Genomic DNA, 20,800 nt, shown 5'->3' with positions numbered 1-20,800 from the left:
GGCCGGCAGGTCCGTCCCCGCCCGGCGGGACGCAGGTCCCCATCCACCGCCCCGCACCCAGGGAGGCGGGTGGGCAACCACCGCCCCGCCCCGGGCCCGCGCCGCGAGACTCCGTACCGCTACCCCCGCCTCAGGACCCCGACGCCCCCGGCGACGGGGTCGGCGAGCCGCTCGGTCTGACCAGTTCGCCCAGGGTCGGGGCCGATTCCGGGCGGTTGCGGACCGCCTCCGTGCACTCCCACGCCCGCGGCGGGTCCGCGTCCGGGCCGCCCAGGACCACCGGGCCCGGGCCCGCCGAGACGGCGTCGCTCGCGGACAGGGTGCACACGATCTGGGCCAGGGCCACCGGCGGCAGGTCCTCGGCCTTGCGGCTCAGCCGGACCGTGCCCGCCGGGTCGCCGGGCCGGGCCGGGGCGGCCGTGAGGCCGTCCGGGACGCCGGTCGTGAAGCCGCCCTCCCGTTCCTGCTCGGACGGGGTCCGCTCCAGCTCCTCCAGCAGGGCCTGGGCGACCAGCGTGACGGGCTCGCGCCCGGTCCGCTTCTCCGGCACCGGGACGACCCGTTCCACCGCGACCAGCTGCGATCCGCAGACCAGCTCGATCTTGGCCCGGAACCCCTGTACCCCGCTCTGCCCGGGCGGCAGGTCCGGGGTGTCGCAGGAGACCCGCGACGGGGCCGGGCCCACGTCGACCGGAACGGTCGTGGCCCGGATCCCGCACCCGGACAGGACCAGGGAGAGGACCCCGGCCGCCCACAGCGCCCTACGCGTCCGTGCCGCCACCGGCGATCACCTTCCCCACGTCCACCGGAAGCCGCAGCGTGAACACGGCACCGCCCTCCGGGCCGTTCGCGGCCGTGATGTCGCCCCCGTGGATGTGCGCGTTCTCCATGGCGATCGACAGGCCCAGCCCGCTGCCGTCCGACTTCGGCCGGGAGGCGCTCGCCTTGTAGAAGCGGTCGAAGACGTGCGGCAGCACCTCCTCCGGGATGCCGGGGCCGTTGTCCTTGACCGCGACGACCAGCCACTCCCCCTCGACCCGCACCGAGACCCGTACCGGCGATCCGCCGTGCTTGAGCGCGTTGCCGATCAGGTTGGCCAGGATCACGTCCAGCCGGCGCGGGTCGAGCCGCGCCACGATCCCGCGTCCGGCGTCGACCTCGACGGCGTCCAGCCAGGCCCGGGCGTCGATGCACGCCGTGACCTGGTCGGCGACGTTCACGTCGTCCAGCACCAGCCGCGCCGTCCCCGCGTCGAAGCGGGTGACCTCCATCAGGTTCTCCACCAGGTCGTTCAGCCGCCGGGTCTCGCTGACCACCAGGCCCACGGCGGGGGCGATCATCGGATCGAGGTCGTCGACCTCCTCCTCCAGCACCTCGGCGACCGCCGTCAACGCCGTCAGCGGCGTGCGCAGTTCGTGGCTCATGTCGGCGACGAACCGCCGGCTGGCCTCCTCCCGCGCGCTCATGTCGGCGACCTTCTTCTCCAGCGCCTCCGCCGTCCGGTTGAACGTCCGCGAGAGGTCCGCCAGTTCGTCGGTCCCCGACACGTCGAGCCGGTGGTCCAGCTCGCCCTCGCCGAGCCGCCGGGCCGCCTCGCCGAGCCGCTGTACGGGCTTGAGGACGGTCCGCGCCGCCGCCTGCGCGAGCAGCGCGGACCCGAGCAGGGCCAGCCCCGTCGCGATGGTCAGCGACCAGCCGAGCGCGTTGAGGTCGTCCCGTTCGGTGGCGAGGGACTTGTACATGTAGCCGGTGGGCCCGCCGCCCACGATCCGCGTGCCGCCGACCAGGTAGGGGTTGCCGTTCGGCTTCGTCCGCTGCCAGTACATGTGGTACTCGGCGTCGTTCGCGGTCGTGGACTTCTGCCGGTCGTTCACGGCGTGCTGGAGGGACTTCGGTACGTCGTCCAGCCCGAACGAGGTCGCCCCGGCCGTGCCGAACACCAGCCGCCTGTCCTTGCGTTCGTGGACGAGTAGCACGCTGTACCCGGGGCTGCTGCCCGCCATCAGCTCGGCGGTGCGCTGCAGTTCCTCGGGGGTGGGGTCGGCGGGCAGGGCCGCGGCCCGGTTCTGCATCTCCTGGCGGAAGTCGCCGAGGGCGGCGTCCTGGGTGCGCGTGAGCACCGCCTCGCGGTTGAGCCAGTAGGCGATGCCGGAGGCGGAGACGGCGGCCACGAGGGCGACCAGGGCGAACACCACGAGCAGCCGCAGTCGCAGGCTGGTCCAGCGCCGGCCCGCGAACAGGGCCTTGGTCACTGCGGTGAGTCCAGCCGGTAGCCGACACCCCGGACGGTACGGATCAGCGTGGGCGAGGAGGGCACTTCCTCGACCTTGGCGCGCAGCCGCTGTACGCACGCGTCGACGAGGCGGGAGTCGCCGAGGTAGTCGTGCTCCCACACCAGCCGCAGCAGCTGCTGGCGGGACAGGGCCTGGCCGGGCCGGCGGCTGAGTTCCAGCAGCAGCCGCAGCTCGGTGGGCGTCAGCTGGAGGTCCTCGCCGTTCTTCGTGACGGTCATGGCGGCCCGGTCGATGACGAGCGACCCGAAGACGGCGGAGTCGCTGGCCTCGCGTTCGCCGCGGCGCAGCACGGCGCGGATGCGGGCGTCGAGCACCCGCCCCTGGACGGGCTTGACCACGTAGTCGTCGGCTCCGGACTCCAGGCCGACGACGACATCGATGTCGTCACTGCGCGCGGTGAGCAGGATGATCGGCAGCTGGTCGGTGCGGCGGATCCTCCGGCACACCTCGAAACCGTCGATCCCGGGCAGCATGACGTCGAGCACGATCAGGTCCGGCCGCTGCTCGCGCAGCAGTTTCAGGCCGTCCTCACCCGTCGCCGCGGTGGCCACACGGTGGCCCTGGCGGGTCAGGGAGAGTTCGAGGGCCGTGCGGATGGCGTCGTCGTCCTCGATCAGCAACAGGAAAGGCACGGGCTCATTCTGTCCCATCGGCCGTCGGGACTTCGACCGTCGCGCGCGACGGATCCGGCGGGGGTCGCGGCGGGGGCCCGGCCGCGGGGCTCCGGAGGGCTGCCGGAGACGGCTGTGACAGTGCTGTGACAGTCGACGGACACGCCGGTTAAGTCCGCCGGGCAGTCTTTTGTCATCGAAGCACGGACCGAAGCAGACTCCACGACGGGGGGCGCGAGATGAACACGCTGCACAGCACCACCACCAGCGCGGTTGTCACGCGGCTGCACGACGCGAACCGCCGGGCGGGTGTCCGTACGGTGCCGGGCTCCCGGCGACAGGCTCGCGTCGTAGCCATTGACGCGAACCAGTACCAGGCGGTTCCCGCCCAGCGGACCCCGTCCTCCCCGTCCTCCTCCTCGGAGGCGGAGTTCACGGCGTACGTGCAGGAGCGGCGCGCGGCGCTGTACGCGACGGCCTTCCACCTCACCGGCGACCGCCACGAGGCCGAGGACCTGCTGCAGAGCGCCCTGTTCTCCACGTACCGCGCCTGGGACCGGATCAGCGACAAGGCGGCGGTGGGCGGCTACCTGCGCCGGACGATGACGAACCTGCACATCAGCGCGTGGCGTCGGCGCAAGCTGAACGAGTACCCGACGGAGGAGCTGCCGGAGACGGCCTCCGACACGGACGCGATGCGCGGTACGGAGCTGCGTGCCGTGCTCTGGCAGGCGCTGTCGCGGATCCCGGAGCCGCAGCGCACGATGCTGGTGCTGCGCTACTACGAGGGCCGCACGGACCCGGAGATCGCGGAGATCCTGGGCATCAGCGTGGGCACCGTGAAGTCGAGCATCTGGCGCTCGCTGCGCCGGCTGCGCGAGGACGAGGCGCTGAGCTTCGGGCAGGACGAGGCGGAGTCCTTCGGGGAGCTCGTCGCGTAACGGCACAGACCACAGACCACCGGCCAGGGGGTCCGTCCTACGGGGGTGGGACGGAGGCCATGGGGGGATGGGAGCGGGATCAGGCGGTCGGGGGTCCGCTTGGTCCCGCTTCCTCTTTGGCGCCCGGGACGCTCACGCGGCCCGGGCGCCTCTTCGTGCGTGCTTCCTGCGTGCTTCGTGCGTACGGCTACGCGACGGCGGCGGTGGCCGAGCGGTGGCGGCCGGCGGCCGCCGCGGCGAGGCGGCCCAGGGCCTCGTCCCGGCCGCAGGCGTGGGCGCCGAGGGCGACGTGCCGGGCGACGATGCCGCGTTCGGCCCGCATCAGGCGCAGGCCCCGGCGCAGCAGGAAGGGCAGGGACTTGCGGCCCTCGCGCAGGTCGCGGGCGAGCCTGCGGCGGAAGGTGGTGGAGGGGCGGCCGCGCAGGCAGATGGCGTCGGCGAGGAGGCCGAGTTCCTGGCAGCGGGCGGCGATGTCGGCGGCGAAGATGCCTTCCGCGATGAACAGCGGGGTGCGGGAGATGTCGAGGGTCTCCGTGCCGGTGCGGGAGCTGGTCGCGATGTCGTAGACGGGGACCTCGGTGCGGCCGGTGGCGCAGAGTGCGGCGACGGCGGCCACGGCGACGTCGGCGTCCCAGGAGAGCGGGGAGTCCCAGTCGATGTCGGAGCTGCCTTCGACCAGGGGCAGGGTCGGGTCCGACTGCTCCTTGTAGAAGTCGTCCAGGCGCAGTACGGGCAGGCCCGAGCGGGCCGCCAGCGAGGACTTGCCGGAACCCGAGGGACCGGTCAGGAGTACGACGCGCGTGGGAAGGGGGGATGAACAGCTCACGGGATACCAGTGTGAGGCATGACCCGGCGTATCAACACACCGCCGACAGGCCCTGCGACCGGTCTCACACGCCGGGTTGGAATCCCGGAACCCTCCTCGACTACGCTGTGTGCGCACGCGACTACGACCACAGGCGGGAACCATGGCACGTCACGCAGCCTCCGACCCCTCTTCCAAGCGGCTCCGCTCGGCCGGACTGACCCTCTCCATGGCCGGGGCGGCCCTGGCCATGGCGGCCGGAGGGGCGCAGGCCGGGGAGCTGGACCCGGCGGCGGCCGTCGCCGGGGTCGTCGACCCGATCTCCAACCTGAAGGTGAACCCCCTCGCCCACACCGGGGTGGACCCGCTGGACAACGGGGTCGGTACGAAGGTGGCCGACTTCCCGGCGGTGGGGACCTCGATGGTGACGGGGGTGCTGACGCAGGGGCCGTCGGTCAAGGAGATCCCCCAGGCGGCCGTCTCCTCGCTGCTGGGGCCGGTGCTTCCGAAGTCCTGACCGCGTCAGGGCGCGCGAAGGCCCCGGCAGCTCGGGGGAGGTTGCTGCCGGGGCCGGTTCACGTGCGGGCGGGCTCTAGTAGGAGGAGCCGCCCGAGCCGAGCGATCCGGTCGGGTGCCAGACCGTCTTGGTCTCCAGGAACGCCGTCATGCGCGAGGTGCCCGGGTCGGCGGCCCAGTCGTCCACAGGCTGTGGAGGCAGGACGCGCTTGAGGTTGTCCGCCGCGGCGATCTCCAGCTCCTTGGCGAGGGCCGTGCCGGCGCCCGCGAGGTCGATCGCGTTGACGTCCTGGTGGGCCGCGAGGTGCGGGCCCATCTCGGCGGCCTTGCCGGAGAGGATGTTGACGACGCCGCCCGGCAGGTCGGAGGTGGCCAGCACCTCGCCCAGGGACAGGGCGGGCAGCGGGGACTTCTCGCTGGCGATGACGACGGCGGTGTTGCCGGTCGCGATCACCGGGGCGATCACCGAGACCAGGCCCAGGAAGGACGAGTCCTGCGGGGCCACGACCGTGACGACGCCGGTCGGCTCCGGGGTGGAGAGGTTGAAGAACGGGCCCGCGACGGGGTTGGCCCCGCCCACGACCTGGCCGATCTTGTCGGTCCAGCCCGCGTACCAGACCCAGCGGTCGATGGCCGCGTCGACGACGGCGGCGGCCTTCGACTTGGACAGGCCCTCGGCCTCGCCGACCTCGCGGACGAACTGGTCGCGGCGGCCCTCCAGCATCTCGGCGATGCGGTAGAGGATCTGGCCGCGGTTGTACGCGGTCGCGCCCGCCCAGCCGCCGAAGGCCTTGCGCGCGGCGACGACCGCGTCACGGGCGTCCTTGCGGGAGGACAGCGGGGCGTTGGCCAGCCAGTTGCCCTTGGAGTCGCTCACCTCGTACACCCGGCCGCTCTCGGAGCGGGGGAACTTGCCCCCGACGTACAGCTTGTAGGTCTTGAAGACGTTCAGACGGGTCGACTCAGACATCGAGGTAGCCCTCCAGGCCGTGGCGGCCGCCCTCGCGGCCGAAGCCCGACTCCTTGTAGCCGCCGAAGGGCGAGGTCGGGTCGAACTTGTTGAAGGTGTTGGCCCAGACGACGCCCGCGCGGAGCTTGTTCGCGACCGCGAGGATGCGGGAGCCCTTCTCCGTCCAGATGCCGGCGGACAGCCCGTACTGGCTGTTGTTGGCCTTGGCGACGGCCTCGTCCGGGGTGCGGAACGTCAGCACGGACAGGACCGGGCCGAAGATCTCGTCGCGGGCGACGGTGTGCGCCTGCGTGACGTTCGTGAAGAGCGTCGGGGCGAACCAGTAGCCGGAGGAGGGCAGCTCGCAGGCCGGGGACCAGCGCTCGGCGCCCTCGGCCTCGCCGGTGTCGGCGAGGGCGGTGATCCGGGCGAGCTGCTCGGCGGAGTTGATCGCACCGATGTCGGTGTTCTTGTCGAGCGGGTCGCCCAGGCGCAGGGTGCTCAGGCGGCGCTTGAGGGAGTCGAGGAGCTCGTCGTGGATGGACTCCTGGACCAGGAGGCGGGAGCCCGCGCAGCAGACCTGGCCCTGGTTGAAGAAGATCCCGTTGACGATGCCCTCGACGGCCTGGTCGATGGGGGCGTCGTCGAAGACGATGTTGGCGCCCTTGCCGCCCAGCTCCAGGGTGACCTTCTTGTCGGTGCCGGCGATCTGGCGGGCGATGGCCTTGCCGACCGCGGTGGAGCCGGTGAAGGCGACCTTGTTGACGTCGGGGTGGGCGACGAGTTCGGCGCCCGCGTCCCCGTAGCCGGGGATGATGTTGACGACGCCCTTGGGGAGGCCGGCCTGGCGGCAGATGTCCGCGAAGAACAGCGCCGAGAGGGGGGTGGTCTCCGCCGGCTTGAGGACGACGGTGTTGCCGGTGGCGAGCGCCGGGGCGATCTTCCACGCGAGCATCAGCAGCGGGAAGTTCCACGGGATGACCTGGCCGGCCACGCCGAGCGGGCGCGGGTTCGCGCCGTAGCCCGCGTGGTCGAGCTTGTCGGCCCAGCCCGCGTAGTAGAAGAAGTGGGCGGCGACCAGGGGGAGGTCCGCGTCGCGGGTCTCCTTGATCGGCTTGCCGTTGTCCAGGGTCTCCAGGACGGCGAGCTCGCGGCTGCGCTCCTGGATGATCCGGGCGATGCGGAAGAGGTACTTGGCGCGCTCGGAGCCGGGCAGCGCGGACCACTTCTCGAAGGCGCGGCGGGCGGCCTTGACGGCGCGGTCGACGTCGGCGGCACCGGCCTGGGCGACCTCCGACAGGACCTCCTCGCTGGAGGGGCTGACGGTCTTGAAGACCTTGCCGTCGGCGGCGTCGGTGAACTCGCCGTCGATGAAGAGCCCGTAGGAGGGGGCGATGTCGACGACCGAGCGGGACTCGGGAGCCGGTGCGTACTCGAAGAGGGATGCCATGGTGATCAGTCCACCGTCACGTAGTCGGGTCCGGAGTAACGCCCGGTGCTCAGCTTCTGGCGCTGCATGAGCAGGTCGTTCAGCAGGCTGGAGGCGCCGAAGCGGAACCACTCGTTGGTCAGCCAGTCCTCGCCCGCGGTCTCGTTGACCAGGACCAGGAACTTGATGGCGTCCTTGGTGGTCCGGATGCCGCCGGCCGGCTTCACGCCGATCTGGATTCCAGTCTGCGCCTTGAAGTCGCGGACGGCTTCGAGCATGAGCAGGGTGTTGGCGGGGGTGGCGTTGACGCCGACCTTGCCGGTGGAGGTCTTGATGAAGTCGGCGCCCGCGAGCATGCCGATCCAGGAGGCGCGGCGGATGTTGTCGTACGTCGACAGCTCGCCGGTCTCGAAGATGACCTTGAGGCGGGCGGCGGTGCCGTCCTCGCGGACGCACGCCTCCTTCACGGCCTTGATCAGCTCGTAGGTCTCCAGGTAGCGGCCGGCGAGGAAGGCGCCACGGTCGATGACCATGTCGATCTCGTCGGCGCCGGCGGCGACCGCGTCACGGGTGTCGGCCAGCTTGACCGGCAGGGCGGCGCGGCCCGCCGGGAAGGCGGTGGCGACGGAGGCGACCTTGACGTCGGCGCCGTTCAGGGCCGCCTTGGCGGTGGCCACCATGTCGGGGTAGACGCAGACCGCGGCGGTCATGGGCGTCGTACGGTCGAGGGGGTCGGGGTTGACGGCCTTGGCGGCGAGCGACCGGACCTTGCCCGGGGTGTCCGCACCCTCGAGCGTCGTCAGGTCGATCATCGAGATGGCCAGGTCGATGGCGTACGCCTTGGCCGTCGTCTTGATCGAGCGGGTGCCGAGGGAGGCCGCGCGGGCCTCCAGTCCGACTGCGTCGACGCCGGGCAGCCCGTGCAGGAAGCGGCGCAGCGCGCTGTCGGACGTCGTCACGTCAGCGAATGCGGTGAGGGTGGTGGGCATGGTCACCAGATGAGCATATCTACGCGCGTAGCGACCTGTCACCCCCCTCGTGCACATCTGGGCGTGACATCCACCATCGGTGCACCCGGCCCCCGCGCACCGGTGGCCGCCGGGCGGGCATGCGGCACAATCGGCGGCATGAGCACACCCTCCCCCCATGAGCCGGCGTACGCCGATCGCGTCTACCGCTCCCCCATGGCCGTCGTCACCGGGGTGCTGATCCTGGCGATGATCGTGTGGCTGTGCGGGGACGCCGTCGTGCGCGGCGTGGGCGGCGGCCGGTGGATCGGGCTCGCCGCCGCGCTGTGCGCCGTACCGCTGACCGTGGCGTTCACCATCCGGCCGGCCGTCTTCGCGAACGAGGACCGGATGCGGGTGCGCAACCCCTTCCGGATCATCGAGCTGCCCTGGGGGATCGTCGACGCGGTGCGCGCCGGGTACTCGGCGGAGGTGCTGGCGGACGGGGCGAAGTACCAGCTCTGGTCGGTGCCGGTGTCGCTGCGCGAGCGCAAGAAGGCGAACCGCTCGGCCGGCCGGCGCGAGGCGCCGGGCGGCCAGGGTGCGGGCGGCAGGGGTGCCGGCGGCACGGGGGACAAGGCGCCCGCGCCCGTCGCCCGGGCCTCCGCCGACAAGGCCGTGGAGGAGCTGACCGAGCTGGCCGAGCGCGGGGCGGGCAGGCCGGGCGCGCAGGGGCCGGTCTCCGTGCGCTGGGCCTGGGAGATCATCGTCCCGGCGGTCCTGGGCGCGGTGGCCCTGGCCGTCCTGCTGGCCGCCGGATAGGAACCCGGCGTCCGGGGCGGGGTGCCCGGGCGGGGTGCCGGCCGGTGTCCGCCGAGTCCCGTCTGCCCCGCGACGCCCGGCAACCGCCCTGCGGGCGGGCGGCGCTGCCGTACGGGACCCCTAGAGCGAGATCGCGACGACCTTCTCCGCGGTGATCCGCACGACCAGCCGGACCACCTCGGCCGGCTCCGGCGGCGGGTCCTCGCCGAGATAGCTCCGCGACAGTTCGCGTGGCAGTTCCTTGTCCGGGTCCGGCAGCAGCTCGGCCGTGCCGCGTATCTCCACCGACCGGTAGGGGTTCTCGCGGTCGTAGACGGTCAGACTGACGCGGGGGTCGCGCGCGAGGTTGCGCGCCTTCTTGCGTCCCGCGGTGGTGGAGAAGACCACGGCGTCCCCGCGCCTGCCGACCCAGACGACGGACGTCTGCGGGCCGCCGTCGGGGTTCAGCGTCGCCACCACGGCGAAGTTCCGGCCGTCGAGCAGTTCCCTCACCCCCGCGTCCAGCGTCACCGTCGCGGGAAGCTCTTCCGTGCCCCGGCGTTCCTCACTCGTCGTCCCTCGCCTCTCGTCGGGCCTGCGGATGGCCGCGAGCCGGCCCGGTGGGCCGTCCTCGCGGGGCACTGAACGTGCACACCGCTCATCCTCGAAGAGGGCGCCGCACAACGGAAGAAGGCACATTTATGTCACGTACCGCCGCGTGCACGGCGCGGGAGGGCGCGGGCAGGGAGCTCTGCACCGTCCTCGACGTGCTCGGCAGGGTGAGCGGCAAGTGGAGCCTCGGCGTCCTGAGCGAGACCCTCCACGGACCCGTCCGCTTCTCCGCGCTCGAACGGTCCCTGGCCGGGATCAGCCGCCGGATCCTCACTCTCACCCTGCGCGAGCTGGAGGAGGACGGCCTGCTGGTCCGCACGGAGTACCCCACGGTGCCGCCCCGGGTGGAGTACGCCGCCACCGGGGCGGCGCGCGAGCTCTACGAGCGGCTCACCGGTCTCGTCGACTGGGCGGAGCGGCACCCGGCGGTGAACGCGGCCGAGCGGCGGACGGGCGGGGCGGTCGCCGGCTGACCGCGGGTGCCGCGCGGGGCGGGTGCCGGGCGGCCGCGGGTGCCGCGTGGGGCGAGACGGGTGCGGCAAGGCGGAACCGCCGCCACCGGGGGCGGCGTCCTCGGTGGTGTGCACCGTCATGAGGGCAGCGGCAGCGCCGCCACCGCCACACAGCTCCCGGTCCGTCCCCGGCTCCTGTTCGGGGCCCTGCTGGCCGCGCACCTGCTGGTCGTCGGATGGCTCACCCTGAGCCCTCTCGACGTGCCCTGGGCGGCGGCGGCGAACCTGACCCCGCTGGAGGGGATCCGGGCGGACCTGGCGATGGGGCCGCTGGAGGCCGCGCGGCGGATCGGTGAGGGGCTGGCGCTCCTGGCCCCGCTGGGGGTGCTGCTGCCGCTGGCCGGGGGCCGGCTGGCGCCCGGGCCGCTGGCCGCGTGGTCCTCGCTGGCGCGCACGGCGGCCGCGGCCGTTCTGATCTCGCTGAGCATCGAGATGCTCCAGACGTCCGTCCCCGGCCGGGTGCTGGACGTGGACTCCCTGCTGCTGAACACCGCCGGGGTGATGATCGTGCACGTGGCGGTCGTACCGGCGCTGCGGGCCCGCCTGCGCAGGCCCCTGACCTCCCCCGACGCCGCTCCTCAGGGGAGCACCCCGAGAATTCCCAGGGTCGGGCTCGGCCCGTGGACCGACGTCCTGTCGGCGGTACCGCGCGAATATTGATTCATCGCGCCGAGCACCAAAGGAAAGCGCGCGAATCCCGATACGAAGGAGAACACCATGAGCGCGCTGACCCGCCCCCGTGACGGACGGCTGATCGGCGGCGTCTGCGCCGGACTGGCCAAGCGGTACGGAATGAAGGCCCGCACGATGCGGCTCATCTTCCTGCTGTCCTGCCTGCTGCCGGGGCCGCAGTTCCTCATCTACCTCGCGCTGTGGGTGCTGATCCCGAACGAGAAGTCCGGCGTCGGCGCCGGCGCGGCGAACACCGCCTGGTGACCCTGCCGGACTCCGGCCGGGATCAACCGGCCTTCCGGACCTTCTCCAGCTGCTTGTCGGCGACCTCCTGAGGGACGGCCGCCTTCTGGCCGGCCGCCGCCACGTTGAGGGCCATCAGCCGTACGACGGTGGCGCCCTGGCGGACGACGACCAGGTGGACCTGGGCCGAGACGCCCTCGGCGGCGGCCGTGGTGGTCCAGCTGACGCTCTCGTCACCGGCGGCCTTGAACGGGACCGCCTTCACGTCCCGGTAGGTGCCGGTCTGCTTCTGCACGGTGGCGGTGAAGCCGGAGCCGCAGGCCGCGACGGCCTCGCGGAGCCGGGAGACGACCTTCTTGGCGTCGCTCTCGTCGTAGGAGCTGACGGAGGCGGAGACGGCGAGGCCGACCTGCTTCTGGGAGCCGATGCCACGGTTCACGGTCTCGTGCGCGGCCGGGTCGGGCTTGTCGCCCATGATGTCGGCGAGCGGCTGGCAGGCCTTCTTGTCGGCCTGCGGCTGGCCGTCGGGGGCGTTCGGGTTCTTGCCCTGCGCGGAGACCTGGTAGCCGGGGAGGTCGCCCTGCTGGAGCGCGGAGGCCTCCAGGCGGGCGTCCTTGGCCTTGGGGGCCGGGGAGACCACCGGGGCACCGGACGCGCCGGAGGAGGGTGCGGCGGCCGCGGAACCCTTGGGGTCCGGGCTCTTGCCGGCCGCGGGGGCGTCCGTACCGCCGCCGCAACCTGCGGCCCCGAGGAGCAGCGCGGGGAGCAGCGCGGGGAGCAGGGCGAACGTCGTCGCGGGCGTCTTGAAACGTGCCGGGATGCGCATGACCGAACCTCATACCCCATAGGCAGACGGGCAGTTGGTGGTGATCGTGGCACACCGCGCCACGTGGCGCACACCGCCTCGAAGGGGTGTGCGCCACGCGGTCGGGCGTGCGAATCCGGGCTCCGGATCAGCCGCCGAGGCCGGGCAGCGGGGGCAGCCCGCCGAGCAGCTGGCTGACCGGGGCGGCGGGGTCGCTCTGGCCGCCCTGCTGGGCCTGGTCCGTCTGGTTGGTGACGGCGCTGGCCGTGCTGGTGACGGTGCCGAGGGCGTCCGTCAGGTTCGGGGTCGGGAGCGCCGAGGCGGAGGCGGTACCCGCGGCACCCGCGGCGAGGGCGGCACCAATGACAGCGACACCGAGGGACTTGGCAGCAGACTGCTTCATGAAAAATCGTCCTTGCGACGGGGAATCGAGCGGCTCCGCAAACTAGTCACTTCAAACCCCGTCCCGCAAACATCCTTAAATACGAGGAAGCGCCCGGGAATTGGTCCTCCCGGGCGCTTCCGCGCTGTCATGCCGTGGCCTAGGCCGAGACGGATCCGCTGGTGGAAGCGGTCTGACGGAAAAGCCACTCGGACTTCAGCTCGGCATAACCGGGCTTGATCACGTCGTTGATCATCGCCAGTCGTTCATCGAAAGGAATGAACGCGGACTTCATCGCATTGACGGTGAACCACTGCATGTCGTCGAGCGAGTAGCCGAAGGCGTCGACCAGGTGCTCGAACTCGCGGCTCATGCTGGTGCCGCTCATCAGCCGGTTGTCGGTGTTGACGGTCAGCCGGAAGTGCAGCTTGCGCAGCAGGCCGATCGGGTGCTCGGCGTACGAGGCGGCCGCGGCGGTCTGCAGGTTCGAGGTGGGGCACATCTCCAGGGGGATGCGCTTGTCCCGGACGTACGAGGCCAGGCGGCCGAGCTTCACGGAGCCGTCGGCGGCGACCTCGATGTCGTCGATGATCTTCACGCCGTGGCCCAGGCGGTCGGCGCCGCACCACTGGAGGGCCTGCCAGATCGAGGGCAGGCCGAAGGCCTCGCCGGCGTGGATGGTGAAGTGGTTGTTCTCGCGCTTGAGGTACTCGAAGGCGTCGAGGTGGCGGGTGGGGGGGAACCCGGCCTCGGCGCCCGCGATGTCGAAGCCGACGACGCCGTTGTCGCGGTAGCGGTTGGCCAGTTCGGCGATCTCCAGCGCGCGGGCCGCGTGGCGCATGGCGGTCAGGAGGGCGCCGACGCGGATGCGGTGGCCGTTCGCCCTGGCGCGGCGCTCACCCTCGCGGAAGCCGTCGTTGACCGCCTCGACGACCTCTTCGAGGCTCAGGCCGGCCTCGAGGTGCTGCTCGGGGGCGTAGCGGATCTCGGCGTACACGACGCCGTCCTCGGCCAGGTCCTCGGCGCACTCGGCGGCGACCCGGAAGAGGGCCGCCTTCGTCTGCATGACGGCGCAGGTGTGCGCGAACGTCTCCAGGTAGCGCGGGAGGGAGCCGGAGTCGGCGGCGTCGCGGAACCAGACGCCCAGCTTGTCGGCGTCGGCCTCGGGGAGCTTGTCGTAGCCGACCTCGGCGGCCAGCTCGATGATCGTGCCGGGGCGCAGGCCACCGTCGAGGTGGTCGTGCAGCAGCACCTTCGGGGAGCGGCGGATCTGGTCCGGGGTGGGCTTTTCGGTGGTCTCGCTCGTCATTCCGGCACTCTACTCCTACGCGCGTAGAGCAACCGGTCGGCGGCAGGCGTCGATATGTAACAGAGACCGTACGGACGGGTGGCAGACACCTCGCGGTCTGAGACTGTTCCGCCATGGCACAGCATGCGCCGCCGGCGCGCGGGGCCCGCCTGGGGCGGGCGGCCGGCGCGAACGGCTCGGACTCGATGGTCAGTGGTGTGGTCCTCCTGCTCCCGGGAGCCTCCAGAATCTCCCCCGGTCCGGTGCGCCCGCTCGCCCGGGCACTGGCCCGGGCGGGTGGGGCGGAGGGGCTGGTGGCGCACGCGGTGCTGCACGGCCCGCAGGACCGGGAGGCGGCCGCGCGGTGGGCGGCGGACGAGGCGCTGCGCCGGTACGGGGACGTCCCCGTCTGCCTGGCCGGCTACGGCGCCGGGGGCCGGGCGGCGCTGCGGGCCGCGGGGCACGGGGCCGTCAACACGGTGCTGGCGCTGGCCCCTTGCTTACCGGACGAGGTGCGCGGCGGATCCCCTGAACCGGTGAAACAGCTCGCGGGGCGGCAGGTGCTGATCGTGCACGGCACGAACGACGCGCGCAGCGACCCGGAGTCCTCCTTCCGGCTGGCGGCCCGGGCGAAGAAGGCGAATCGTTCAACTTGCCGGTTCGAGGTGCACTCCGACGGGCACGGGCTGCGGGAGCACCGGGCGGAAGTGGTGGCGCTCGCGGTGGACTTCGTCCTCGGCGCGATGTGCTCGGGGCGGTACTCGCGGCCGGTGACGGACGCGCTGGCGGCGCCGCCGCCGCTGGGGCTGCGGATGCCGCTGGCCTCGGGGTTCGGGCGGTCGCTGCGGGGGTGACGGCGGCAGGTGGCGGGGGGCCGTGCCGGCGGTGCGGCGCGGCGTCCCGCGCGTAGAGTGAGGAGTGGACTCGGGGTCGTTTTGTCCGGGAGGCGAGGGGCCATGGCCGGGATGGTGCGCAGGAACTTCGACAGCGCCGACGAGACCCGTCCGTTCGAGGACGGCAAGGGCCGGCTGGACGTGATCGAGACCGAGAACGGGGCCGTCGGGCGGGCGGTCTTCGAGCCCGGCTGGCGCTGGTCGGAGCACATCAAGCCGCTGGCGGGCACCGACAGCTGCCAGTCCGCGCACACGGGGTACATGCTCAGCGGCCGGATCCACGTCGTCATGGACGACGGGCAGGAGGAGGAGTACGGCCCCGGGGACTTCATGCAGATCGCGCCCGGGCACGACGCGTGGGTGGTCGGCGACGAGCCGGCCGAGGCGCTGGACTGGACGGGGTACGGCACCTACGCGAAGCCGCAGTAGGAAGGACCCGCGGGGCGGGGGCGGGCGCGCGGCGTCCGCCCGTGCCTGCCGCTCCGTCCCCTCACGGTCGGACGGCACCGATGGATGCGGCGCGACCGCCCCCGGCTCGCCGTGCTCCCCACTGTGCCGGTCCGGCGGAGGGGGTACGCCCGGATACGGGCGTCGACTTGTCGCCTTGCGGGAACCCGAGGGGTTTATAAACGGTCACAGTCAGGGACGAATAGGCATATGCCAGTCGATGCCGACGGAGCCGATGGATCCGATCTGAGCCCTGCCGCACGGCGCCTGTACGCCTTCGCCGTGGAGCGCCACGCCTTCACCGCCGCCGAGGCCACCGCCGCCCTGGGCGCCCGCGCGGGCGCGGCCGTCACGGAGCTGGCCGCCGCCCACCTGCTCCAGCGGGCACCCGGCGACGGCCCGGAACGCTGGACCGCGGTCGCGCCCCGCGCGGCGGCGGCCCGGGCGCTGGCCCCGCTCGCGCTGCTCGTCCGGGAGACGCACGACGAGATGGACCGGCTGCGGGGGCGCCTGGAGGCGCTGGTCCCCGCCTACGAGGCGGGCAGCGCGCACCGGGACGACGGCGGGGCGGGCCGCCTGGAACTGGTGACGGACCTGGGCGCGGTACGCGGACTGATCGCCGAGCTGGTCGCGGGCTGCGAGCACGAACTGCTGACCTCCCAGCCGGGCGGAGGACGGCCACAGGAAACCCTGGAGGAAGCGGTCGGCCGGGACGAGTCCCTGCTCGCACGCGGGGTCCGGATGCGCACGATCTACCAGCACACGGCCCGCTACTCACGGCCGACGGCAGCCTACGTGGAACGCGTGACCGCACTGGGAGCACAGGTGCGGACCCTGGGCGACGGCCTGATGCGCATGCTGATCTTCGACGCCCGCACCGGCCTGATGTCCGTCCCGGACCGCCAGGGCGCGGCCCTGCTCGTCCGCGAACCCAGCGTCGTCCACTTCATGACGGCCGCCTTCGAACGCTCCTGGCTGGGCGCCCGCCCCTTCCCCACGACGGTCAGCCCCGAGGCCGCGAAATCCCTCTCGGACGAACTCCGCCGCACCATCGTCCGCCTGCTCTCGGAAGGCCTGGAGGACAAGGTCATCGCCCGCCGCCTGGGCATGTCGGAACGGACCTGCCAACGCCACATCGCCGAAATCATGCGCGCCATCGGCGCCAAATCCCGCTTCCAGGCCGGCTACCTGCTGTCGTCCGCCACGGCCGGGCGCCCAGAGGAAGAGCCCGAGCGGCATCAGCTTCGCTGATCCTGGAAGCCCTCTCCCGCAGGCTCGGACGGCCCGTCACCGCGTATGCCGCAGGGTTCACACATTCGCCCGAGACCTCGGGCCAGACCCCGGATACCGTGTCGGGACTGGTCGATCTCGGGAGCGCTGACATGGATCCCTCACGCAGAAGTGTCCTCGGGGCCGGGCTGTTCTCGGCTGCGGCGGTGGTTCCCGGCTGGCCTGACGTCCACGACCGGTTGCAGCGCGTGCAGGAGGATCCGCACACCCGGATCGGTCTGCCCGAGGTCAGCGCCGTCATCTCCATGACGGAGCACATGAGCGATCTCGACGACAAGTTCGGCGGGCGAATGGCCAGGCCGATGGCAGCCGCCTTCCTGGTGAACACCATCGTGCCCGCGCTCAGGGCGACGGCCGGGGAGGAAGTGAAGAACGCCTTGCGCTCGGCGGCGGCCGATCACCTCTACCTGACCGGGTACATGGCCATGGACGAGCGTGAGGACGGACTGGCACAGCGGTACTACACCAAGGCCCTCGAACTGGCGGGTTCGGCGGGCGACCACCTGACCTACTGCACCACCCTGCGGGGAATGAGCGTCCAGGCCGTCGACCTCGGGCACGGCCCGCTCGCGCTGCGCCTGGCTGACGCCGCTGCCGCGGCCTCGCCGCAGGCCGGTCCCCGGATGCTGGCCTTCCTCACCGGCCAGCAGGCGCACGCCGCCGCGCAGACCGGAGACCGGGCGGGGGCGCTCCAGCGGCTGAAGGCGGCCGAGACGGCAATGGACAAGGCGGAGTCGAGGGCGAAGGCGTTCGGCTCCTACGACCCGTCGGCGATGAACTACCACATCGGGCAGGTGCGGTACGAGCTCGGCGACATCGCCGGTTCCATCGAGTCCATGGAGCTCGCGGACCGGCTGCGCGAGCCCGCCTACCGGCGGACCAGGGTCCGGTACAACGCGATGATCGCCGAGCGGAAGCTGGCCGTGGGTCGCCTGGAGGAGGCCTGCGTCGACTGGAACGGGGTCCTGGACGACTACCCGCTCGTCCAGTCCGGCCGGTGCGACGACCGCGTCCGGATCATGCTCTCCTCGCTCCGGCCGCACCTCGGCAACGCGCACGCCCGAGAGGCGTACGAGCGGGGCAGGGCGCTGCTCCGTACGGCGTGAAAGAGGGGTCCCATGGCGAGATGGACCGGCTGCGCGGGCGGCGGCGGGGGTGGCTAGGGCGGGGGTTCCAGTTCGGGGATGAGGCGGCCGCGGCGGGAGAGGAGGAAGCGTTTGAAGGCGGCTACCGGTGGGGTGTCCGGGTGGCCGTCCAGCCAGGCCACGCCGATCTCGCGGACCGCGCGCGGGGCCGTCACCGTCAGTTCGACCACGCCCGGGCGGGGGACCGGGGGCGGGGGGAGGAGGGCCACGCCCAGGCCCGCCGCGACCAGGCCGCGCAGGGTTTCGGCCTCCTCGCCCTCGAAGGCCACCTTCGGGGTGAACCCGGCCTCCGCGCACAGGTCGTCGGTGATGCGGCGCAGCCCGTAGCCGGGCTCCAGGGTGACGAAGGTTTCCGCCGCGGCCTCGGCCAGGCGGATGCGCTTGCGGACCGCGAGGCGGTGGTCGTCCGGGACCACCAGGCGCAGCCGCTGCTCGTCGAGGCGGCGGCCCACCAGGTCGGGGGCGTCGGGGACGGGCGAGGTGAGGCACAGGTCGAGCTCGCCGGCGCGGAGCTTCTCCAGCATGGCCTCGCCGTAGTTCTGGACGAGGGCGAAGCGGACGCGGGGGTGGTCGGCGCGGAAGGCGCGGATCAGGCCGGGGACGGTCTCGGGGCCCAGGGTGTGCAGGAACCCGAAGGCGACCTTCCCGAAGCCCGGGTCGGCGTCCTGCTGTACGGAGCCGGCGGCGCGGGCGATCCCCGCGAGGGCCTCCTCGGCGGAGGCGAGGAAGGTGCGGCCGGCGGTGGTGAGGGCGACGGTGCGGCCCTTGCGGGCGAACAGCGAGACGCCCAGGTCCTGTTCGAGGCGGACCATCGCCCGGGACAGGGTGGACTGGGGTACGCCCAGCTCCTGGGCGGCGCGGGTGACGTGCTCGTGCCGGGCGACCGCGACGAACTGGGCGAGGCGGGGGGCCAGGCCTTGTGTCACAGCCATGTCTTCTTCGTAACGGTTCATTGATATCCGAGGGGCTGAGCTGGAGTCATGCACAGGTGGATTGATTATCGCGCTTTTGTGCATTGGACGCATGAAAAAGAGGGGCCTACTTTCGAGGTATGCCTCCCGCTCATACCGGGGCACCTGTCTTCACAGGTGCCTCCACCTCGTCGTCCCCCGAGCCCCTCTCCCCCGGCCGCCCCGGCTACCGCCGGATGAGCCTCGCGCTCTTCGCCGCGGGCCTCGCGACCTTCGCCCTCCTCTACTCCACCCAGGCCCTGCTGCCCGCGCTCTCCGCCGGTTTCGGCGTGACGGCCGGTCAGGCCAGCTGGACGGTGTCGGTGGCCACCGGGGCGCTCGCCCTGTTCGTGCTGCCGCTCAGCGCGCTGTCCGAGCGGTGCGGGCGGACCCGGATGATGACCTGCTCGATGGTGGTGGCGGTCGGCGTCGGCCTGCTGGTGCCGTTCGCGCCGAACCTGGAGTGGCTGGTGGCGCTGCGCGCGGTGCAGGGTGCGGCGATCGCCGGGATCCCCGCCTCCGCGATGGCGTACCTGGCGGAGGAGGTCCGGCCCAGGGCGCTGGTCGGGGCGATCGGCCTGTTCGTGGCCGGCAATTCCATCGGCGGCATGAGCGGCCGCATCGTCACCGGCTGGGGCGCCCAGCTGTGGGGCTGGCGGGGCGGGCTGCTGGCGGTCGGCGTGATGGCGCTGGTCTGCGCGGTGGCCTTCCTGGTGCTGCTGCCCCGGGCGCGGTTCTTCCGGCCGGCGTCGCTGAACCCGCGCGCGGTGGGCCGTACGGTCGCCGGGCACCTGCGGGATCCGCTGCTGCTGCGGCTGTACGGGATCGGCGCGCTGTTCATGACGGTCTTCGGGGCCGTGTACACGGTGATCGGCTACCGGCTGGTGGAGGCGCCGTTCTCGCTGGGCCAGGGCGTGGTCGGGTCGATCTTCCTGATCTACCTGGTGGGTACGGCCTCCTCGGCGGCGGCCGGGCAGCTGGTGGCGCGGACGGGCCGGCGCGGTGCGCTGTACCTGGCGGTGACCACGACCGCGCTGGGGCTGCTGCTGTCGCTCGCCGACTCGCTGTGGCTGATCCTGCCGGGTCTGGTGCTGATCACGGCCGGGTTCTTCGCGGGCCACGCGGTGGCCTCGGCGGCGGTGAGCCGGACGGCGAAGTCGGGCCGGGCGCAGGCCTCCGCGCTGTACCAGTCCGCGTACTACCTCGGCTCCAGCGCGGGCGGCACCCTGGGCGCGCTGGCGTACCACGCCTCGGGGTGGGCGGCGACGGTCGGGATCGCGCTGCTGGCGGTGCTGGGCGTCGTCTCGATCACCCTGTACGGCTCGCACGCGGCCCGCGCCGAGCGGCGGCTGCCGGGTGCGGCGGTGGCCGCGCGCTGAAGTCCGGTCGGACCCCTGTGCGGCGTGCGCGACTCGCTCTAGCGTGGGAGCCATCGGCGTCCCCACGGTGCGGGCGCCGCAGGGGAGGACCGATGGCGGGGATACGCGTGCGCGCGCGGCGGCGGGCCGCGATGGTGTTCGGCGGGGCGCTGGCGCTGGCGGCGCCGATGGTGGTCGTGGGGGGCGGTGCGGCGCAGGCCGCCGAGGCCGCCGCCTCGTGCAACGTGACGACGGGGCCGTACCAGCGGCAGGTGGAGCAGTTCCTGGGGCGGCCGGTGGACGGGGTGCAGTCGGCGGCCGACTGCGCGGCCATCCAGTCCTTCCAGGCCACCCACGGGATCACCCCGACGATGGGGTACGCCGGGCCGCTGACCTGGCAGACGATGAGCATCATGCTGGCGCAGCGGGCGGCCGGGAAGAACCCGAACGCGGCGGGGCAGTGCCCCACCGACCTGGGGCGGATCGCCTGCGTCGACCTGACCCGGCAGCTGAGCTGGATCCAGGACGGGGCGACGCTGAAGTACGGGCCGGTGGCGGTGCGCACCGGCAAGGCGGAGACGCCGACGCGGACCGGGCTGAAGAAGATCTACTACCGCAACATCAACCACTGGTCGACGATCTACAACGTGGCGATGCCGTACGCGCAGTTCTTCGACGGGGGCATCGCCTTCCACTCGGTGGAGAAGAGCATGTGGAACCCGCCGGGCTCGGGCGGCTGCGTCAACATGACGACGGCCGACGCCAAGGCGTACTGGAACATGCTGGGCAACGGCGAGGACGTGTTCGTGTACGGGCGCAAGCCCGGCACCTGACCTGACGGACCTCGCGGCGCTCCGGCTGCCGTTGTCAGACCCCTCCGGTAGTTTCCGAAGTGACGGACGACACCCTG

24 protein-coding genes are annotated in these 20,800 nt (G+C 72.6%); 12 read left to right on the top strand and 12 right to left on the bottom strand.

Annotation, left to right across the window (positions count from 1 at the left end):
* Positions 1–130: 130 nt before the first annotated feature.
* From ABT403_RS08055 to afsQ1, 3 genes are read right to left on the bottom strand one after another with little or no spacing between them, the layout of a single operon-like run.
* Positions 131–781, bottom strand: coding sequence for a GerMN domain-containing protein (locus tag ABT403_RS08055; RefSeq protein ID WP_344163949.1), 651 nt, complete (start codon positions 779–781; stop codon positions 131–133).
* A complete protein-coding gene (locus tag ABT403_RS08050; protein ID WP_344163946.1) occupies positions 762–2,252 on the bottom strand; it encodes a HAMP domain-containing sensor histidine kinase in 1,491 nt (496 codons plus the stop codon). Before ABT403_RS08050 ends, ABT403_RS08055 begins: the two co-directional genes overlap by 20 nt.
* Entirely contained in the window at positions 2,249–2,926 is a 678-nt protein-coding gene (afsQ1, locus tag ABT403_RS08045; protein WP_185117195.1) for a two-component system response regulator AfsQ1, read from the bottom strand. The genes ABT403_RS08050 and afsQ1 overlap by 4 nt, the downstream gene beginning before the upstream one ends.
* 218 nt (positions 2,927–3,144) lie before the next feature.
* On the opposite strand from afsQ1, the gene ABT403_RS08040 reads away from it, so the two are divergent.
* Positions 3,145–3,846, top strand: coding sequence for a SigE family RNA polymerase sigma factor (locus tag ABT403_RS08040; protein ID WP_344163940.1), 702 nt, complete (start codon positions 3,145–3,147; stop codon positions 3,844–3,846).
* A 187-nt stretch (positions 3,847–4,033) separates the two neighbouring features.
* Here the strand turns inward: ABT403_RS08040 and ABT403_RS08035 are convergent, their stop codons facing one another.
* The gene (locus ABT403_RS08035; RefSeq protein ID WP_344163937.1) at positions 4,034–4,816 is read right to left on the bottom strand and encodes a uridine kinase family protein; all 783 of its coding nucleotides are present in this window, start codon (positions 4,814–4,816) and stop codon (positions 4,034–4,036) included.
* Here ABT403_RS08035 and ABT403_RS08030 point away from each other — a divergent pair.
* Positions 4,815–5,168, top strand: a complete 354-nt coding sequence (locus ABT403_RS08030) for a hypothetical protein (protein ID WP_344163934.1) — start codon at positions 4,815–4,817, stop codon at positions 5,166–5,168. The genes ABT403_RS08035 and ABT403_RS08030 overlap by 2 nt on opposite strands.
* 75 nt (positions 5,169–5,243) lie before the next feature.
* Here the strand turns inward: ABT403_RS08030 and ABT403_RS08025 are convergent, their stop codons facing one another.
* Genes ABT403_RS08025 through deoC form a run of 3 tightly spaced genes read right to left on the bottom strand, consistent with a single transcriptional unit; the run spans position 5,244 to position 8,534 of the window.
* Positions 5,244–6,137, bottom strand: a complete 894-nt coding sequence (locus tag ABT403_RS08025; RefSeq protein WP_344163931.1) for an aldehyde dehydrogenase family protein — start codon at positions 6,135–6,137, stop codon at positions 5,244–5,246.
* Positions 6,130–7,566 (bottom strand): aldehyde dehydrogenase family protein, encoded by a 1,437-nt coding sequence (locus ABT403_RS08020; protein WP_344163928.1) that lies wholly within the window; start codon positions 7,564–7,566, stop codon positions 6,130–6,132. Before ABT403_RS08020 ends, ABT403_RS08025 begins: the two co-directional genes overlap by 8 nt.
* Positions 7,567–7,571: 5 nt before the next feature.
* Positions 7,572–8,534 carry a deoxyribose-phosphate aldolase gene (deoC, locus tag ABT403_RS08015; protein WP_344165812.1) on the bottom strand — a complete coding sequence of 321 codons (963 nt, stop codon included), beginning with the start codon at positions 8,532–8,534 and terminating at the stop codon, positions 7,572–7,574.
* Positions 8,535–8,672: 138 nt separating this feature from the next.
* Here deoC and ABT403_RS08010 point away from each other — a divergent pair, with 138 nt between their 5' ends.
* Entirely contained in the window at positions 8,673–9,314 is a 642-nt protein-coding gene (locus ABT403_RS08010) for a PH domain-containing protein (protein WP_344163925.1), read from the top strand.
* A 120-nt stretch (positions 9,315–9,434) separates the two neighbouring features.
* On the opposite strand, the gene ABT403_RS08005 is transcribed toward ABT403_RS08010, so the two are convergent.
* Positions 9,435–9,824 (bottom strand): PPOX class F420-dependent oxidoreductase, encoded by a 390-nt coding sequence (locus tag ABT403_RS08005; protein ID WP_344163922.1) that lies wholly within the window; start codon positions 9,822–9,824, stop codon positions 9,435–9,437.
* A 170-nt stretch (positions 9,825–9,994) separates the two neighbouring features.
* Between ABT403_RS08005 and ABT403_RS08000 the strand changes: the two genes are divergently transcribed.
* The 3 genes from ABT403_RS08000 (at position 9,995) to ABT403_RS07990 (ending at position 11,353) form a co-directional block, all read left to right on the top strand.
* Positions 9,995–10,378, top strand: coding sequence for a winged helix-turn-helix transcriptional regulator (locus ABT403_RS08000; RefSeq protein ID WP_344163919.1), 384 nt, complete (start codon positions 9,995–9,997; stop codon positions 10,376–10,378).
* A 108-nt stretch (positions 10,379–10,486) separates the two neighbouring features.
* The gene (locus ABT403_RS07995) at positions 10,487–11,077 is read left to right on the top strand and encodes a VanZ family protein (protein ID WP_425580245.1); all 591 of its coding nucleotides are present in this window, start codon (positions 10,487–10,489) and stop codon (positions 11,075–11,077) included.
* 57 nt (positions 11,078–11,134) lie between these two features.
* On the top strand, positions 11,135–11,353 hold the full coding sequence (locus tag ABT403_RS07990) for a PspC domain-containing protein (protein ID WP_344163916.1): 219 nt from the start codon (positions 11,135–11,137) through the stop codon (positions 11,351–11,353).
* 22 nt (positions 11,354–11,375) lie between these two features.
* Here the strand turns inward: ABT403_RS07990 and ABT403_RS07985 are convergent, their stop codons facing one another.
* The 3 genes from ABT403_RS07985 to ABT403_RS07975 form a co-directional block, all read right to left on the bottom strand.
* Entirely contained in the window at positions 11,376–12,158 is a 783-nt protein-coding gene (locus tag ABT403_RS07985) for a hypothetical protein (RefSeq protein WP_344163913.1), read from the bottom strand.
* A 127-nt stretch (positions 12,159–12,285) separates the two neighbouring features.
* Positions 12,286–12,540: a hypothetical protein gene (locus ABT403_RS07980; protein ID WP_344163910.1), complete on the bottom strand. Its 255-nt coding sequence runs from the start codon at positions 12,538–12,540 to the stop codon at positions 12,286–12,288.
* 139 nt (positions 12,541–12,679) lie between these two features.
* Positions 12,680–13,828 (bottom strand): adenosine deaminase, encoded by a 1,149-nt coding sequence (locus ABT403_RS07975; protein ID WP_344163907.1) that lies wholly within the window; start codon positions 13,826–13,828, stop codon positions 12,680–12,682.
* Positions 13,829–13,941: 113 nt separating this feature from the next.
* On the opposite strand from ABT403_RS07975, the gene ABT403_RS07970 reads away from it, so the two are divergent.
* The 4 genes from ABT403_RS07970 to ABT403_RS07955 all read left to right on the top strand — a co-directional run bounded on the left by ABT403_RS07970 (position 13,942) and on the right by ABT403_RS07955 (position 17,543).
* A complete protein-coding gene (locus ABT403_RS07970) occupies positions 13,942–14,661 on the top strand; it encodes an alpha/beta hydrolase (RefSeq protein WP_344163904.1) in 720 nt (239 codons plus the stop codon).
* Positions 14,662–14,763: 102 nt separating this feature from the next.
* The gene (locus ABT403_RS07965; RefSeq protein WP_344163901.1) at positions 14,764–15,129 is read left to right on the top strand and encodes a cupin domain-containing protein; all 366 of its coding nucleotides are present in this window, start codon (positions 14,764–14,766) and stop codon (positions 15,127–15,129) included.
* 228 nt (positions 15,130–15,357) lie between these two features.
* Positions 15,358–16,398 carry a helix-turn-helix transcriptional regulator gene (locus tag ABT403_RS07960; RefSeq protein ID WP_344163898.1) on the top strand — a complete coding sequence of 347 codons (1,041 nt, stop codon included), beginning with the start codon at positions 15,358–15,360 and terminating at the stop codon, positions 16,396–16,398.
* Positions 16,314–17,543 (top strand): NsdA family TPR-like regulatory protein, encoded by a 1,230-nt coding sequence (locus tag ABT403_RS07955; RefSeq protein ID WP_486388783.1) that lies wholly within the window; start codon positions 16,314–16,316, stop codon positions 17,541–17,543. The genes ABT403_RS07960 and ABT403_RS07955 overlap by 85 nt, the downstream gene beginning before the upstream one ends.
* Positions 17,544–17,596: 53 nt before the next feature.
* On the opposite strand, the gene ABT403_RS07950 is transcribed toward ABT403_RS07955, so the two are convergent.
* Positions 17,597–18,535 carry a LysR family transcriptional regulator gene (locus ABT403_RS07950; RefSeq protein WP_344163892.1) on the bottom strand — a complete coding sequence of 313 codons (939 nt, stop codon included), beginning with the start codon at positions 18,533–18,535 and terminating at the stop codon, positions 17,597–17,599.
* Between the two features lie 98 nt (positions 18,536–18,633).
* Between ABT403_RS07950 and ABT403_RS07945 the strand changes: the two genes are divergently transcribed.
* Together ABT403_RS07945 and ABT403_RS07940 are read left to right on the top strand one after the other, a co-directional pair.
* Positions 18,634–19,911: an MFS transporter gene (locus tag ABT403_RS07945; protein ID WP_344163889.1), complete on the top strand. Its 1,278-nt coding sequence runs from the start codon at positions 18,634–18,636 to the stop codon at positions 19,909–19,911.
* Positions 19,912–20,078: 167 nt separating this feature from the next.
* Positions 20,079–20,723 carry a L,D-transpeptidase family protein gene (locus ABT403_RS07940; protein ID WP_344165806.1) on the top strand — a complete coding sequence of 215 codons (645 nt, stop codon included), beginning with the start codon at positions 20,079–20,081 and terminating at the stop codon, positions 20,721–20,723.
* Positions 20,724–20,800 lie beyond the last annotated feature (77 nt).

It is taken from the genome of Streptomyces sp. NPDC000075, from assembly GCF_040301925.1.
In the GTDB taxonomy this organism is placed as follows: Bacteria; Actinomycetota; Actinomycetes; order Streptomycetales; family Streptomycetaceae; genus Streptomyces; species Streptomyces polychromogenes.
Note: the sequence above shows the minus strand (reverse complement) of the source record. Positions and strands in the feature narration are given on the sequence as shown.

Coding starts and splice junctions, on each gene's coding strand:
- ABT403_RS08030 (WP_344163934.1), top strand. CDS start 4,815: ATGGCACGTCACGCAGCCTCCGACCCCTCTTCCAAGCGGCTCCGCTCG.
- ABT403_RS08000 (WP_344163919.1), top strand. CDS start 9,995: ATGTCACGTACCGCCGCGTGCACGGCGCGGGAGGGCGCGGGCAGGGAG.
- ABT403_RS08010 (WP_344163925.1), top strand. CDS start 8,673: ATGAGCACACCCTCCCCCCATGAGCCGGCGTACGCCGATCGCGTCTAC.
- ABT403_RS07965 (WP_344163901.1), top strand. CDS start 14,764: ATGGCCGGGATGGTGCGCAGGAACTTCGACAGCGCCGACGAGACCCGT.
- ABT403_RS08035 (WP_344163937.1), bottom strand. CDS start 4,816: ATGGTTCCCGCCTGTGGTCGTAGTCGCGTGCGCACACAGCGTAGTCGA.
- ABT403_RS08025 (WP_344163931.1), bottom strand. CDS start 6,137: ATGTCTGAGTCGACCCGTCTGAACGTCTTCAAGACCTACAAGCTGTAC.
- ABT403_RS07975 (WP_344163907.1), bottom strand. CDS start 13,828: ATGACGAGCGAGACCACCGAAAAGCCCACCCCGGACCAGATCCGCCGC.
- ABT403_RS07980 (WP_344163910.1), bottom strand. CDS start 12,540: ATGAAGCAGTCTGCTGCCAAGTCCCTCGGTGTCGCTGTCATTGGTGCC.
- ABT403_RS07985 (WP_344163913.1), bottom strand. CDS start 12,158: ATGCGCATCCCGGCACGTTTCAAGACGCCCGCGACGACGTTCGCCCTG.
- ABT403_RS07940 (WP_344165806.1), top strand. CDS start 20,079: ATGGTGGTCGTGGGGGGCGGTGCGGCGCAGGCCGCCGAGGCCGCCGCC.
- ABT403_RS07990 (WP_344163916.1), top strand. CDS start 11,135: ATGAGCGCGCTGACCCGCCCCCGTGACGGACGGCTGATCGGCGGCGTC.
- ABT403_RS07950 (WP_344163892.1), bottom strand. CDS start 18,535: ATGAACCGTTACGAAGAAGACATGGCTGTGACACAAGGCCTGGCCCCC.
- ABT403_RS07970 (WP_344163904.1), top strand. CDS start 13,942: ATGGCACAGCATGCGCCGCCGGCGCGCGGGGCCCGCCTGGGGCGGGCG.
- ABT403_RS08040 (WP_344163940.1), top strand. CDS start 3,145: ATGAACACGCTGCACAGCACCACCACCAGCGCGGTTGTCACGCGGCTG.
- ABT403_RS07945 (WP_344163889.1), top strand. CDS start 18,634: ATGCCTCCCGCTCATACCGGGGCACCTGTCTTCACAGGTGCCTCCACC.
- ABT403_RS08020 (WP_344163928.1), bottom strand. CDS start 7,566: ATGGCATCCCTCTTCGAGTACGCACCGGCTCCCGAGTCCCGCTCGGTC.
- ABT403_RS07960 (WP_344163898.1), top strand. CDS start 15,358: ATGCCAGTCGATGCCGACGGAGCCGATGGATCCGATCTGAGCCCTGCC.
- deoC (WP_344165812.1), bottom strand. CDS start 8,534: ATGCCCACCACCCTCACCGCATTCGCTGACGTGACGACGTCCGACAGC.